Genomic DNA, 13,537 nt, shown 5'->3' with positions numbered 1-13,537 from the left:
TTTTTTTACCCGACAAAGCAGGCGCTGACTACCCGCTCAATCCCGGCCAGATCCCGGTGCACCTGGATCTGCTGGTAACACCCCTGCGCTCGCAGCTGCTCGGCCACCCAAGGTGCCTGGCCCTGCATCACCTCCACTGCCCAGAAGGAGTTGGGGGCTAGATAATCCGGCGCGCCCTCAATCAACACCCGCAGATGAACCAGCCCATCTTCCCCGCCGTCCAGGGCCTCTCGCGGCTCGTGCAGCCGCACCTCAGGCATGAGGTGATCTAGCTCCCCTCTAGGGATGTAGGGAGGGTTGGAGACAAGGCCGCGCAGCCGACCCCGCCAGGGATCCAAGGGTGTAAACCAGGATCCCTCAAGCAGATGCACCCGCTCCTGCAGCCCGTGATCGGTCACGTTGGCTGCTGCCACTGCCAGGGCTGCCGGGCTCACGTCCACGGCCAGAAGCTGCAGCTGGGGGTGCCTATAGGCCAAGGCAATGGCGATGGCGCCGCTGCCGGTACCCAAGTCAGCAAAAGGGGAGCCCGGGGGCAGAGGGTTGGCCTGCAGCCACAGGGAGGCTTGCTCCACCAGCAGCTCAGTCTCGGGGCGCGGGATCAGCACTGCTGGCGTTACCTGCAAGCTCAGCCCTGCCCACTCTACCTTGCCTAGCAGGTATTGCAGAGGGATGCGCTCCTCTAGCCGACGCCGCCACAGCGCCTCCACCTCAGCCAGCGGATCCCCCTTCCCTACTGGCGGCCGACCCAGCAGCCGTTCCAATGGCCCCCAGCCCAGATGCTCCCTAAGCAAGAGATCCACTTCCTGCGGGGAAATGCCAGCAGCCTGGGCTGCCTGGAGAGCCTGCGCCCGCCATGCCAGCAACTCTTCCACTAGCGCCGAGCGGGATCCCTCTGCAGCTTGGTTCAACGGCGCTGAGGTTGAGGCGTGGCCGCGGGACTGGCCTGGGGAGTTGCGGAGCGTATCCACGACTGCACGTACTCCAGCGAGGCACGCGGTGGGATGAAGGCAATCTTTTGCACATCCTCTTGGGCATCAGGTGCCAACATGCGCTCCACCACAATGGCTAGCGAAGTGACCTCAATCTGGGTTTTGCCAACCACGCTGGGGTTTTGCGCCGCCGCCCGCTCCAGAGCTTTCTTTAGGTCGTTGCGGTCAAAAAAGAAAGGCACCACTTCCTGGCCATTCTGCTCGATGGTCAGCAGCCCCTCGGGGGAGCGGCCATAGAACAGAGGCACGCCAATGGCCTCTGGGGGCACCTTTTGCCCCGTTTCTTTGAGCACCTGCTTGGCTGCCTCTACATCGCCAGGGCGGGGCACCACCTCAAAGTACAGATTGCTATTTTTAGCTCGCTCTTCTTCCGATTTCTCATAGGCATAACCTAGGGGGATGGGCACCACTCGGGCTTGCTTGCCTATCTCGGGGTTTTTGGCCTTCACCTGCTCCAGGGCTTGCTGGGCTTGGTTTTGATCTAGCCAAAGAGAAACCACCTGAACGGTGCGACCCTCCCGCTCCACGTTGGCAACCACAGGGGTGCCGTTCTGCGAGACAATGGCAAAAACCGGCACCAGATTGAGCCGCTCGGCTACCTCCTGACGACTCAGGGGGGCTGCCACTACCGGAGCCGGCCAGAAGCTCCCCTGAGCCAATACGGGGATCCCCACCAGCCCCAGCAGCAGAGTGCTACGGAGGGCTAACGCCATTGCTGTCCGTCTGCCGGCCTGAGTTGCAGAGCGGCCAGAGAATCGCAAAGGTGGCGCTGCCTTGCTGTGCATCATTTCCATCATCTACTCCCAACGTCGCGCCTTGTTCTTGTTGCCCTCCTGGCAAGAGCTCCTAGGCCACCCTAGAGGTCAAGTTAAAGCATTTGTTAAGCCCTGTCGAGGGGTAAGGCTCCTGCTTTGGGTGGGGATCCCGCATACCCCCTACTATATACGGGGTCGAAGGAAATCGAACCACCCTAGATGCAGATCTCAGGGCAAACCGTGAATCCTCATCCCAACTTCAGGCAAAGCCTTTGCTTTTGGAGTGGTTTTGCTTGAGATCAGGTGCCAGGGATTCCCCAGGACAAAACAGGCGGCATTGCTCGACGGTAACTCGAACTCGCGTGCCCACTGGCAATGCCTCCCGCGCTAGGGCATGCAACTCCTTGCCCGTCTCCGTGGCTAGGCAATAGCGATACTCCCGCCCCAAAAACTGGCGATCCCGAATGATTGCCTTTCCTTGGGGATCGGGATGCAGGCGGAGCTCCTCCTGCAGAACCATCAACTCTGCCCACTGCAGATGGGAGTCGGGCTGATCCCCGACCGCACGGAAGGGAAGGTGCAGCAGCTCCTCAACTTTCCAACCCCCCTCGCGCCGCTCACAGCGGAGAAAGTTGGCCTGGGTAATAAACTCGGCCACAAAGCGAGTAGCCGGCTCCCGGTAGACCTCCTCTGGCGATCCCCATTGCTCAATACGGCCTCCCCGCATCACCGCCACCCAGTCGGAAAGAGAGAGAGCCTCTTCTTGGTCGTGGGTAACGAAAATGGCCGAAGTCCGAGTTTGCTTGAGGATCTTGCGAATTTCCTCCCGTAGGTAGCAGCGCGTCTGCACATCCAAGTTACTCAGCGGCTCATCCAACAGGATTAGGCTGGGCTTGGGGGCCAAGGCTCGGGCCAGCGCCACCCGCTGTTGTTGTCCACCCGAAAGTTCATGGGGATAGCGGTGGACATAGTCTTCTAGGCCCACTAGCCGCAACACCTCGTAGGCGCGTTCTCGTGCCTGTTGGTGGTAAGCTTGCCTCTTGCTGGCCACCGCAGGGGATTGAAGGCCGAACATGACATTTGCCAACACGTTCAGGTGGGGAAACAGGGCAAAGTCCTGAAACACCAGCCCCACTCCCCGCCGCTCTGGCGGAACCCACTGCCCCTCCCCCGCCACCACCTGACCCCCTATTCGGAGCCGGCCGCTGTCCGGCTGCTCAAAGCCGGCAATGATGCGCAATAAGGTGGTTTTCCCACAGCCCGACGGACCGACGATCCCCAGGATATCCCCTTGGGGCAGGCGAAACGCCACTTCCTGCAAAACCAATTGCCGCTGACCAGGAAAACCCTTGCTGAGGCCCTCAACCTCAAGAATGTAGGAAGAGTCCGCCTGGCCAGCGTTGGACATCGAGAAAGCCAAGAACTCAGCCATGACAATTGTTGCAAGAGATTTTCACTATCTTTACCACGCTACCACACCTCCGGCCCTCCCCGGCCTGCTGCCGGTTAGATAAGGGGCAGCGGGAACAGAAGGGACAAGCAGGAACTCGTGTTACACTGAGTTAACGAAGTTTCTCAGGCTCTGGCGGCGCTTGTTCCCGACGGCGCGCGCCAGGTTTTCTTGTGGATGAGTTTTGAGACAAAGTTGCCGGAACGTGCTCTGGTTACAGGGGCCAGTCGAGGGATCGGCAAAGCTGTGGCCCTGGCCCTAGCCCAGCAGGGGCTGACCGTTGCGCTAGTGGCTCGTTCTCAACCTGATTTGCTGGCAGTGCAGGCGGAGATCCAGGCAAAAGGGGGAAAGGCAGAGGTTTTTCCCATCGACCTGGCCGATTTGACCGCTCTACCGCAGCGGCTGCAAGCTCTTCTGGATCGATTTGGCGGTTGTGATGTTTTGGTGAACAATGCCGGCGTAGCCCACGTTGGGCCTTTGGCCACTCTCTCGTTATCGGCGTGGCAGCGGGTGATCGACTTAAACTTAACAGCAGCCTTCCTCTGTGCCCAAGCCGTCCTTCCGGGAATGCGCCAGCAGGGCTTTGGCGTGATTGTCAACGTGGTCTCGATTGCGGGCAAGCGAGCTTTTCCCAATTGGGGGGCCTACTGTGCCAGCAAGTTCGGCCTACTCGGCTTTTCCCAAGCCTTGGCTGAGGAAGAACGGCAGCACGGTATCCGGGTAACCAGCCTCTGCCCTGGAGCGGTGAACACGCCCCTCTGGGATAGGGTGGAGGTTGATTTTGACCGCTCCCAGATGCTCTCGCCGGAGTGGGTAGCGGATGTGGTGGCCTATCTCGTCCGCCTGCCCAGGGGTGCTGTAGTGGAGGACCTAACCCTCATGCCAGCAGCCGGGGCCTTGTAGGTGGGGCCAGCTCTGACCCTTCCGAAAGCAGCGCTTGTCAGCCCGGCTTTTGAGCCAACCATCTCGCGGCAGCGTCTCTCCTGACAAATTTCTTCAACTCCTCGTTCAACTCAAGGGATATCTTGCTATGACTCTTGCCAAGCCTGGATTGAGTGCCGAGTTTTGCCTAAGCGACAAAGCCAACCTCAAGTCTCGGGTTCTCCGCGATCTGTCCCCTTCGACAGAGCCAGAGACTTCAGAAAGCCTAGATCCGGCAATGGTGGCGGCAGTGGAGACGTTGCTACGGGGAATTGGCGAGGATCCCGAGCGGGAGGGCCTCAAGAAAACCCCGGAGCGAGTGGTGGCGGCGCTGAAGTTTTTGACCAGCGGCTATCGACAGTCTTTGGAAGAGCTCATCAATGGGGCCATCTTCGACGAAGGCCACGATGAGATGGTGCTGCTGCGGGACATCACTGTGTTTAGCCTCTGCGAGCACCACCTCTTGCCCTTCATCGGCAAGGCCCATGTGGCCTACATTCCTAAGCAAAGGGTAGTGGGCTTGAGCAAAATTGCCCGCATTGTGGAGATGTACTCCCGCCGCCTGCAGGTTCAGGAGCGCCTGACCCGGCAAATTGCGGAAGCCTTGATGGAGGTGTTGGATCCTTATGGGGTTGGGGTGGTTATCGAGGCTACCCACATGTGCATGGTGATGCGCGGGGTTCAAAAGCCAGGCTCCTGGACGGTTACCAGCTCGATGGTGGGGGTGTTCCGGGAGGATCCCCGCACGCGCGAGGAGTTCTTGAGCCTTATTCGCCACCCGTCCAACCTTTAAGGCTCCCGCAGAGTTTTGCCGGCAAGGAGATTAATCCCCTACTTAAGTGGGGAAGACTAGCCTAAAATTGATGCAAACTCTGCCAGCAGCGAGGCCTGTCATGAGCGAGGTCAGCCCCGAAAAAGACGCTGGTTGGAAGCCGCCAACCCCGCCTGGTGTCCAACGCTCCCCACGGGCGGCTGCCCAAACACCATCAGCGGAACCCCCAACTCAGCTGGATCCGTTGGTGAACAGGACTACCCCTCTCGCGCCAGGGATCGGCTCGCGTCCTTCTGTGAGCGCTCCTAAGCCCATTCTAGGCCGGCCCGTCCTGCCAGAGGTGGCTGTCGCCCCTCCCCAGACGCCAGTGCCCATGCCGGGCTCTGTGGCTCCTCCGCAGGGATCTCTGCCCACTGCTGCTGCGGCAGCTCGGCCTCAAGCCTCCCCTCCCAGGCCAGCGGCTCCGCCTTTTGTCCCGCCGGCTCGTCCGACGGCTGTTGGTCAGGTCCCGCTGGCTGCTGCTCCTAAGTCTGCCCCCTCTGGCCCGACGCTGCGCCAACTGGTGCAGGAAGCCTACGAAAAAGGCTACTCGGACATTCACCTGGGGGTGGGAGAAGTACCCCGCTTTCGGGATCGGGGGGAAATTGTGATCAGCAACCACCCCGTTACCACCACTGAGATGTTCTACAGCTGGCTGCGGGAAAGCCTGCCGGAAAACCAAATCCGCCAGTTTGAAGAGTGCTTAGAGCTGGATACCGCCATCCAGTACGAGGGCTTGGTGCGCTGCCGGATTAACTGCTTCGTTTCCCTCCTTGGCCCCGCGATGGTAATGCGCCTCATCCCGCTCAAGATTTTGACGCTGGAGCAGTTGCGGGCGCCGGAAGTGCTCAAGCGCATTGCCGAGGAGCCCAAGGGCCTCGTGCTGGTGACTGGCCCAACTGGCTCCGGTAAGTCCACGACGCTGGCGGCAATGGTGGACTATATCAACTCCAACTTTGCCAAGCACATTATTTCCATTGAGGATCCCATCGAGTTTGTTCACCAGAGCAAGAAATCCCTGATTCGGCAGCGGGAGGTTGGGATCCACACCCTGGAGTTTGCTAACGCTCTGAAAGCCTCCCTGCGGGAAGATCCGGACATCATCCTCATTGGGGAGATGCGGGATCGGGAAACCGTAGATATCGCCCTCAAGGCCGGCCAGACAGGCCACCTCGTGTTTGGAACCCTGCACACCAACAGCGCTGTCCGCACCATCGAGCGTCTGCTAGGGATCTACAAGCCGGAAGAGCAGGAGCCGATGCGCCTGCAACTGGCGGAAACCCTGGTGGCCATCATTGCTCAGACGCTGGTGCGCACCACCGACGGCAAGCGCACGGCAGCCCACGAGATCATGCGCAACACCGATGCCATTCGCGACTACATCAAGCGGGGAGCGGTGGACGAGATCGAGGAGCTCATTGCCAACGGCTCCTACGAGGGCATGTGTACCATGAACCAGTCGCTGTTTCGGCTCTATCAGGAGGGGCGGATTACGGCGGAGGTGTGCCTGGAGGCAGCTCCGCGGCGCAACGAGATGGCCCAGTGGCTGCGGGGCCGGATATAGGCAGGACAGGTGCAGGTGCTTGAGGGAAGGCTTGCCTTATCCTAGACTGAGAGCAACGGGCATGCTTATCTCCTCAGCCAAGCTTTGGCTAGGGGGATAGGTTGGTGGTAAAAGCAAGTTAGAAAACAGGAGAATCTCTACCGTGAGCGTGATCAACCAGCTCATCGAAACTGCAGATAACCAGCTGCGCTATCTCTCAGTTGGCGAGCTGCAAGCTATCAAAGACTACATGAGCAGCGGGGAAAGACGGCTGCAGATTGCTCAGGTGTTAACTGAGAATAGAAAGCGGATTATCGATCAGGCCCAGAAACAGCTATTTGCCAAGCGACCTGAATACCGACAACCTGGTGGCAACGCCTACGGGGAGAAGCGCTACAACCAGTGCCTGCGGGACTACGACTGGTACTTGCGTTTGGTAACCTACGGCATCGTCGCTGGCAGCAAGGAGCCAATCGAGTCCATTGGCCTGATAGGGGTGCGGGAAATGTACAACAGCCTCAACGTACCCATTGCCGGCATGATCGATGCGATGGTCTTTTTGAAGGAAGCAGCCCTCAGCTTGTTGGATCCCGATTCGGCTGCCGAGGCCGCTCCCTACTTTGACTACATCATCAATGCCCTGAGCTAGCTGCCCTTGGAGGAAAGGGAGGCTAGGGCCGCACGGGCGCAGGCGGCTACCTGTTCCTGGGGATCCTGGGCAAGCCGGGCAAGACCAGCTTGGGCAGCTTCCGTCCCTAACTTACTTAGGGCAATGCAGACGCGGTAGCGCAGTTGCCAATCCTCAGAAGCGATGAGGGGCTCCAGGTAGGGGATGGCCCGCGGATCCCCCAGATCCCCTAAAGCTGCAGCAGCGGCGGTGATTAGCAGTTCATTTCCTTCCTGGAGAGCCTGCACCAGCGTGTCGAAGGCGGCGGGGTTGCCTAGCTCGCCGAGGGCAGCAACGATGCTAAAGCGCACCAGCCACTCCGTCTCCCGCTGATAGGCCTCTAGGAGATCGGCCAGGGCCTGCGGCTGCTTGAGATCCCCCAGAGCAGCAGCAGCGGCAGCTCGCACGTCGAACTCGGGATCCTCCCGCAAAGACCGCTGCAGAATTGGCAAAAGGATGGCTGGATCGATCCCTTTTGCGGCCAGGGTGCCCAGTTGGCTGATGGCAGCGTAGCGGACGCGGGCATTTTCGTCGGCTATTGCCTGCTGCAACAGCGTCAAGCTTTCCGGCGGGGAGAGTTCTCTGGCCTTGTTAATAGCGCGCAGCCGCTCTCCCAAATCCTGAGAGTTCAACAGCTGCAGCAAGGCTGTCAGTGAAGGCGGATCCCCAGCAGTTGTTGTCATAGTTCTTTCCCTCCGTAGCCTTCTCTAGCTGTAGCAAAGAAGGAAAACTCAGTGTTATCATTCTGAAGCAGTGTGTGCCGTCTTTCGGTCCTATGGCCTTATTGCAGAAAGAAAAGCAGGAGATTATCGAGAGATATCGACTGCATGACACTGATACTGGCTCTGCCGATGTGCAAGTTGCCTTGCTAACCAGCCGCATCAACCAACTCTCGCAGCACCTTCAGAGAAACCCTAAGGACTTCAACTCCCGCCGCGGCTTGCTGATGATGATTGGTCGCCGCAAGCGACTGCTCAACTACATCGCTAAGCATCATCCCGAGCGCTTCCGGGAGTTGGTCGAACGGCTAAACATTCGGGTGAAGAAGTAGCTAGCCCGTCAAGGCACAGCCGAGGAGCTACCTTCGTGGGCAAATCTAGCCGCCATTCCAAAGCTTCTCAAGGCCGCCCCAGTCAGCCTGCTGGGCAGGGGGAGAAAAAGCCAGCCAAAGGAGAGCGGGTTGCTGTCATTCCTCCTGAGGTAAGCCGGCGCATGGTGCGGCGGATCCTCATTTTTTCTGGGATCCCTTCTACGCTTGGCCTAAGTAGCTTTGTTGTCAACTACTATCTTTTAACCAACCATGTGATAGCCCTGCCCCCCTACTTTACTTTGGTGGAGTCGCTGGCCTTTTTTGGCCTTGGCTTTTTGGGCATCAGCTACGGTGTCTTCTCGGCCTCTTGGGATCCAGAGCCCGGATCCCTGCTGGGGGTTAGTGAGTTCCGCCGCAACCTAGGCATTTTCCTCCAGCAATGGCGCGAAGCAGCAAGCGGCTCTGCCTCTTCGAAAGCCGACGAGACCTAGCTGCTTTGTGCTCTGGCTGGAGGGGTTCAAAACAAGCTGTTGGGGCTATAGCCGCACCTCAGTTCCCTCAAAGAACCCACGGATGATCAAAATGGCCCCTTGTTGGCTAGCAGGAGTCCCTGGTTCATCCGCCGTACCGCCTTCAACGTTGCCGGTGGGGAACTCTTGTTCTAGAAACCATTGGCCAGAAATTCGATCTGCAGAAGTGGTTGAGTCAAAGATAAGGTTCAGGTTTCCCCTTTGAACACCACCACCTATGTCACGCCGGTTAAACGGCCCCGCTAATTGTGCTCCAGCCAGGGTGCGGAAGACGAAATCGCCTGTGGCGGGCACAATGCCCTGAAGGATAACAGGGTCAGGATTGGTTCCTTCCACAGGTGAGCCAGGTAAGGTACCGGTAGAGCGCTCCGTGCGCAATGAGAAAAAGTAATCAAAGGCTGTAGGAGCATCTGGACGCCCAGGGACAGGTAACTGGGAAATCGGTGTGGGGAAAGGTCGTGGCGGCGGGCTGACCTGGACAAAGTTGAGGACTGTGCTGACGTTGGCCGGATCAAACTCTGCTTGAACGCGGCCATTCAACAGGCGCCGGATGCGCACTAACTGGTTGGGCAAGATGTTGGGCCGAGTCGGATCCGGGGCAAATAACACCGACTGCGTACCCACCTGGGCAGGACGATAGACAATCTCCGCCTGGTTGGGACGGAAGTTCAGGCGTGCAAACAGGGCCAAGGCATCCTCAGGAGTGCCATCGCCCGCAACACCTCGCTGCCGCACCACAAAGCTCGCGGAGAAATTGCCCGTTTGGAGAATAGCGACTACAGGACCTTGAGGTGGAGGAGGGTTGACAAAGCTTCCTGCTGGTGGGTTGCCGTTGGGGCCAGGATCTTCATAGAGTACCCCTGTGGTAGGGACGATGAGAGAAGAATCTCCCTCGAGAACGACCTGATTGCCATTCCTGTTCACCAAAATGCGGCGCACGGTGAGCGTTAAAACAGTGCGGTCATCTCGGATAGCCCTGAAGGTGGTATTCACCCGAATGCGCTGGTCGTTGGGGTTTGTCGAAATTGCAACCAGCCCGGCGATATTAAATTGCGTAGATAGCCTGCCGTCGTTGGGGCCAAAGGCAATGAGGTTCACCAGCGGCGCGGTTCGGGCAATTTGGATGGCCAGCGTGCTGGAGCGAAGGGTGGAGTCGATTGTCAGTTCATTGGCTGGGATCTCGTTCACAGGCAAGATGCGGGCTTCAACATTGGCGATGCGAGCTTCACCGCTGCCTTGGAGGGGGTTGGTACGGACAGGAATCCCGTTGTCGAATCTCGGATTGATGTAGTCTAGCCGTAAGTTGGTGGTCTCCAGCACCGAGCCGGGGGTAAAGCGATACTCCTGGGCCGAGACAAACGCTGTGGGATCCACCTGGACAGGCCCAGGTAGGGTTGGCGCCTCATTAACCTCGCCGCAGCCCCCTAAGAGCAAAACCCCACACAACACTGCCAATGATCGACCTTTGAAGTTCATACGGCACTGCCTCACACACCCTAATCTGGGGAAATTCACACACAAAATGGAGGGGAAAGCACCCAACCCCCAACGCTACAGGTAGGCTGGTTGCCCCTGCTCGAGGCTATGATACCCCATATCTAGGGGATGGGCCATTTCCAGGAAAATTTCCTGGATTTGCTTTGCCGCTGGCTTGACAACGCTCTGAGATGCAGTAGAACTAACGGCAGACATTCCCCCTTGAAACGGGATCTCCACGTAATCTTGCCAATGCACATGGGCAGATTCAGTGGATCTCGGCTGGACGCAGTTGGAAGAACTTGCTGTGGTGTGAGTGAGTGGAGACTTCCCCGATGAAACGAGGTTCTGGTTCAGCCCTTGGCCGTGGTGGCCTTTCCCTTCTGGTGACTTGGGCTTCGCTGGCCCTGACCACTGGTTGCAGCAGCGAGACTACCAGCGGGCTGCCGCCCCTCTTGACTGCCGATGGATCCACGCCTCCTCCCGTGGCTGTGGCCCCCACGATTGCGCCCAACCTCACGCCCATCACCTTCCGCCCCGGGCCGGACTTTGCCCCCATCACCCCGCCGCCGGTTCAACCCGACCTTCCGGATCCGCCTCAATTTGGGCCAGGGGGCGGCTTCAACGTCGACCAGCCGTTTGCATCGCTCTCTTACAGGGTGGATTTAACCAACCTAATTGTTCGAGGAGGGATAGCAAGCGTAGACATCCAGGTTCTGAACATCACTTGTGGAACAGATGTTACTGGCGTGATCCGGCCTGAGGCCATAAGTCAGTTCAGAAACTTGCTAGTTGGGAGAGGCAACACATTTGCCGACGCTAACGGCTTCAACTTTAGCTACACGTTTCCAACGGATCCTAGGTTTTTTGATGACTTGAGGATTTTTTCAAAGGGAATTAGGAGGATCGAGAACCGAGAAATACTGACAGGAGATGACATTGTTTTTGTCCTAACTATTAGAGATGCTTTTGGACAAGTTTTGCGGGTTGATGACTCAATTTTCAATCCAGGGGAAACTCGAAGCGAGGTTCGCGGCTCTGCAATTCCACCCTGTGGCAACCTTCCTCAGCCAACTCCCACTCCAACTCCTACTCCTCTGCCGCCTGTACCTACGCCTACCTCAGGCCCCACTCCTGTGCCAACGCCGGTTCCTGTGGGACCCTCGCCCCTGTTTGCTCGCTTCCTACGGCCCAATCCAGCGCCGGTCAATACACCTGTTACCCTCACCTTTGTAGTCGATAACCGAGTGGCTGGCGCTATTCCCTTGAGTGGTCTCAGCTTCCAGGCAGTCTTGCCAGAGGGGCTGGTCGTGGCCAATCCTCCCACACCTGCCGGCATTGCCAATCCAAATACCTGCGGGGGCACTTTGGGCGCAATACCGGGAACAAGGATCATCAACCTTTCGGGCGGAGTTCTGGCAGCAGGTGCTACTTGCGAGGTGAACGTCTCCATTCAAGCAACGGCTCCTGGGATCTACACATTGCCGCTGCTATTTGTGTCGAACAATCAGACTCTACCCAGTGCAGCTCCTCCCATCACTCTAGTAGCTAACTAGCAGCCAATGGTGATGCGGCTTTGGAGAGGACTTCCGTTTTGTAAGCGAAGGTGGCAGGAAATGAAGGTGCAAAAGTTCAAGACTGAAAGAAGTTGGTTGCGGGCTTTAGGCAGCGCGGGGGCTGTTTTCTTCACTACGGCAAGCCTGATCGGCTGTCAGCAATCCAACGACAAAAGCGCCACTAGCTTTGTTCCTGGGCCGATCATTCCGCCGCAAACGCCCAGCGTACCTACCGGAGGCACTGAGGTGGGTTTACCTCCTATAGCCCCAGGGATCCCTTTACCAACTCCTACCATTGCTATCCAACCTCCTCTCCCAGCCCCAACCATTCCTCCGATTCCCTCTCCTGCTCCTGTTCCCACCATTAAGGCGGAGATCCCTGTTCCTTTTACTCCTTTCCCTCCTCCTCCCCCCCCTCCGTTCCCTGTTGAAACAGTCAGCGTCACGCCAGAAAAAGTTACGTTTGACTCAGGGACAACTGTTGGCTCCATAGAAACTCTCACGCTTACGCCTTCTGCTCCTCCGGCCAACGGCAGTTTGGTGTTGAAAGTGGAAAGCAATAACCCACAGGTGGTGGGTGTTTCTACAACAGCTGCCTCTTTCGTAACTGTTGTCATTCCACCGGGATCCGAGGATAAGCCCACAGTTACATTAACCCGTTTGATCCCGGCCACTCAGGAAGGCAATGCCACCATAATAGTTACCCGCGACCCTACCACAACAGCTGTCAATTACCCGGTGGGCAGTGTGAATGTTCTTGTGCCGGTTAAGGTATTGCAGAAAGCGCCGCCTACCATTACGGTTACCCCTTCGACGATAGAGTTTCTCGATAATGACATAGTTGGGGCTACCAAGGTTGTCAGGGTCGAACTCGCAGCCCCTCCGATTGGTGGGCAGGTTGTTTTGGATGTCAGCGGAACTCCTAACCCCTTTGGGGCGGGCGCTCCGTTCACTGTTTCGACCTCTACTCTCCTCTTTAAGGAAGGTAGCAAAGGGCCTCAAGAATTCGGAGTTATTCGACTAACGGACGGGGTATTCACTGGCTCCATCACTATTAAGCTTAACCCATCCTTAACTACTGCCAGCAACTTCCTGACCAGTGATATTAACTTTGTGATTCCTGTGAAATCAGCTGTAGGTTCTATCCAGCTTGAATATGAGGATTCAGTAGATTGCACCAACAACCCTGGTAAGCTAGTCATCGTAAATCCAAAAATTACCATCCAAGGTAGAGTCCTTAGACCCCTAACTTTCAAGGCAGAGCCTGAACCTCCACCGCCAGCTGGCTTTTCGTTTGACAGGCTAACGGGGGCAATCAGGGTGCAGTGTCCAGCCCCCATTGGCTCTACTCTCTTGACATTGGTGACTGTTACGGACTCTTCTAGTCCTCCTATCTCGGCGCAGGCACGTGTGAACATTACAGTTAAGTAGACGATACATGCCTGGCTTATATGAATGTCCAAGACCATCTTGGGTGAGACTGTTGAGCTACACCCAATCGGCTTTTCTTTTGCTGCACTGGTAACGGTTACTAACTCTTCGACTCCCCCAATTGCAGCTCAGAAGTTTGCAGCGGTCAAAGTCGAGTAGCACATATCGTGTCAGTTCCTTTGCAGAGCCAACTTTCTGGGTTGGCTCCCACTCCATCAATCGTCGGAGGGCAGGTCTGTAGCAGCCTCTCTTGCAGCGGACCTAGCATAGCAGCGCCTTACCTCAAGAGGAAGAAAGTCCGCGGCTGGTGACCCTGCAAGCCCTCCAGCAGAGCCCTCCTTTTCTGGAGAGACAAAGCCTTACTTTGGGGATCGTTCA

General features: G+C 57.6%; 13 protein-coding genes. 8 read left to right on the top strand and 5 right to left on the bottom strand.

Annotation, left to right across the window (positions count from 1 at the left end; translation table 11 throughout):
- Positions 1-5 precede the first annotated feature (5 nt).
- From prmC to NW833_RS04780, 3 genes are all read right to left on the bottom strand, one after another.
- Positions 6-968, bottom strand: a complete 963-nt coding sequence (gene prmC, locus NW833_RS04790; RefSeq protein ID WP_414411728.1) for a peptide chain release factor N(5)-glutamine methyltransferase — start codon at positions 966-968, stop codon at positions 6-8.
- Positions 905-1,702, bottom strand: a complete 798-nt coding sequence (locus NW833_RS04785; RefSeq protein ID WP_414411727.1) for a Tic22 family protein — start codon at positions 1,700-1,702, stop codon at positions 905-907. Before NW833_RS04785 ends, prmC begins: the two co-directional genes overlap by 64 nt.
- Positions 1,703-2,003: 301 nt before the next feature.
- Positions 2,004-3,176 carry an ABC transporter ATP-binding protein gene (locus NW833_RS04780; RefSeq protein WP_414411726.1) on the bottom strand — a complete coding sequence of 391 codons (1,173 nt, stop codon included), beginning with the start codon at positions 3,174-3,176 and terminating at the stop codon, positions 2,004-2,006.
- Positions 3,177-3,371: 195 nt separating this feature from the next.
- Here NW833_RS04780 and NW833_RS04775 point away from each other — a divergent pair, with 195 nt between their 5' ends.
- The 4 genes from NW833_RS04775 to apcD all read left to right on the top strand — a co-directional run bounded on the left by NW833_RS04775 (position 3,372) and on the right by apcD (position 7,118).
- A complete protein-coding gene (locus tag NW833_RS04775; protein ID WP_414411725.1) occupies positions 3,372-4,097 on the top strand; it encodes an SDR family oxidoreductase in 726 nt (241 codons plus the stop codon).
- A 127-nt stretch (positions 4,098-4,224) separates the two neighbouring features.
- Entirely contained in the window at positions 4,225-4,908 is a 684-nt protein-coding gene (gene folE, locus NW833_RS04770; protein ID WP_414406054.1) for a GTP cyclohydrolase I FolE, read from the top strand.
- 226 nt (positions 4,909-5,134) lie between these two features.
- Positions 5,135-6,490: a type IV pilus twitching motility protein PilT gene (locus NW833_RS04765; RefSeq protein WP_414411724.1), complete on the top strand. Its 1,356-nt coding sequence runs from the start codon at positions 5,135-5,137 to the stop codon at positions 6,488-6,490.
- Positions 6,491-6,632: 142 nt separating this feature from the next.
- Complete coding sequence (gene apcD / locus NW833_RS04760) at positions 6,633-7,118, top strand: allophycocyanin subunit alpha-B (RefSeq protein ID WP_414395632.1); 486 nt, start codon at positions 6,633-6,635, stop codon at positions 7,116-7,118.
- Here apcD and NW833_RS04755 read toward each other — a convergent pair.
- A complete protein-coding gene (locus NW833_RS04755; protein ID WP_414411723.1) occupies positions 7,115-7,819 on the bottom strand; it encodes a HEAT repeat domain-containing protein in 705 nt (234 codons plus the stop codon). The genes apcD and NW833_RS04755 overlap by 4 nt on opposite strands.
- Before the next feature lie 92 nt (positions 7,820-7,911).
- Between NW833_RS04755 and rpsO the strand changes: the two genes are divergently transcribed.
- Together rpsO and NW833_RS04745 are read left to right on the top strand one after the other, a co-directional pair.
- Positions 7,912-8,187: a 30S ribosomal protein S15 gene (gene rpsO / locus NW833_RS04750; protein WP_414395636.1), complete on the top strand. Its 276-nt coding sequence runs from the start codon at positions 7,912-7,914 to the stop codon at positions 8,185-8,187.
- 35 nt (positions 8,188-8,222) lie between these two features.
- On the top strand, positions 8,223-8,657 hold the full coding sequence (locus tag NW833_RS04745) for a PAM68 family protein (RefSeq protein WP_414411722.1): 435 nt from the start codon (positions 8,223-8,225) through the stop codon (positions 8,655-8,657).
- Between the two features lie 45 nt (positions 8,658-8,702).
- Here the strand turns inward: NW833_RS04745 and NW833_RS04740 are convergent, their stop codons facing one another.
- The gene (locus NW833_RS04740; protein ID WP_414411721.1) at positions 8,703-10,172 is read right to left on the bottom strand and encodes a hypothetical protein; all 1,470 of its coding nucleotides are present in this window, start codon (positions 10,170-10,172) and stop codon (positions 8,703-8,705) included.
- A 1,136-nt stretch (positions 10,173-11,308) separates the two neighbouring features.
- Here NW833_RS04740 and NW833_RS04735 point away from each other — a divergent pair.
- Positions 11,309-11,728, top strand: a complete 420-nt coding sequence (locus NW833_RS04735) for a hypothetical protein (protein WP_414411720.1) — start codon at positions 11,309-11,311, stop codon at positions 11,726-11,728.
- 60 nt (positions 11,729-11,788) lie between these two features.
- Complete coding sequence (locus NW833_RS04730) at positions 11,789-13,159, top strand: hypothetical protein (RefSeq protein ID WP_414411719.1); 1,371 nt, start codon at positions 11,789-11,791, stop codon at positions 13,157-13,159.
- Positions 13,160-13,537 lie beyond the last annotated feature (378 nt).

Source organism: Synechococcus sp. O70.1, assembly GCF_047462215.1.
Classification (GTDB): Bacteria; Cyanobacteriota; Cyanobacteriia; order Thermostichales; family Thermostichaceae; genus Thermostichus.
Note: the sequence above shows the minus strand (reverse complement) of the source record. Positions and strands in the feature narration are given on the sequence as shown.

Coding starts and splice junctions, on each gene's coding strand:
- NW833_RS04785 (WP_414411727.1), bottom strand. CDS start 1,702: ATGGCGTTAGCCCTCCGTAGCACTCTGCTGCTGGGGCTGGTGGGGATC.
- NW833_RS04780 (WP_414411726.1), bottom strand. CDS start 3,176: ATGGCTGAGTTCTTGGCTTTCTCGATGTCCAACGCTGGCCAGGCGGAC.
- NW833_RS04775 (WP_414411725.1), top strand. CDS start 3,372: ATGAGTTTTGAGACAAAGTTGCCGGAACGTGCTCTGGTTACAGGGGCC.
- folE (WP_414406054.1), top strand. CDS start 4,225: ATGACTCTTGCCAAGCCTGGATTGAGTGCCGAGTTTTGCCTAAGCGAC.
- NW833_RS04755 (WP_414411723.1), bottom strand. CDS start 7,819: ATGACAACAACTGCTGGGGATCCGCCTTCACTGACAGCCTTGCTGCAG.
- rpsO (WP_414395636.1), top strand. CDS start 7,912: ATGGCCTTATTGCAGAAAGAAAAGCAGGAGATTATCGAGAGATATCGA.
- NW833_RS04740 (WP_414411721.1), bottom strand. CDS start 10,172: ATGAACTTCAAAGGTCGATCATTGGCAGTGTTGTGTGGGGTTTTGCTC.
- NW833_RS04730 (WP_414411719.1), top strand. CDS start 11,789: ATGAAGGTGCAAAAGTTCAAGACTGAAAGAAGTTGGTTGCGGGCTTTA.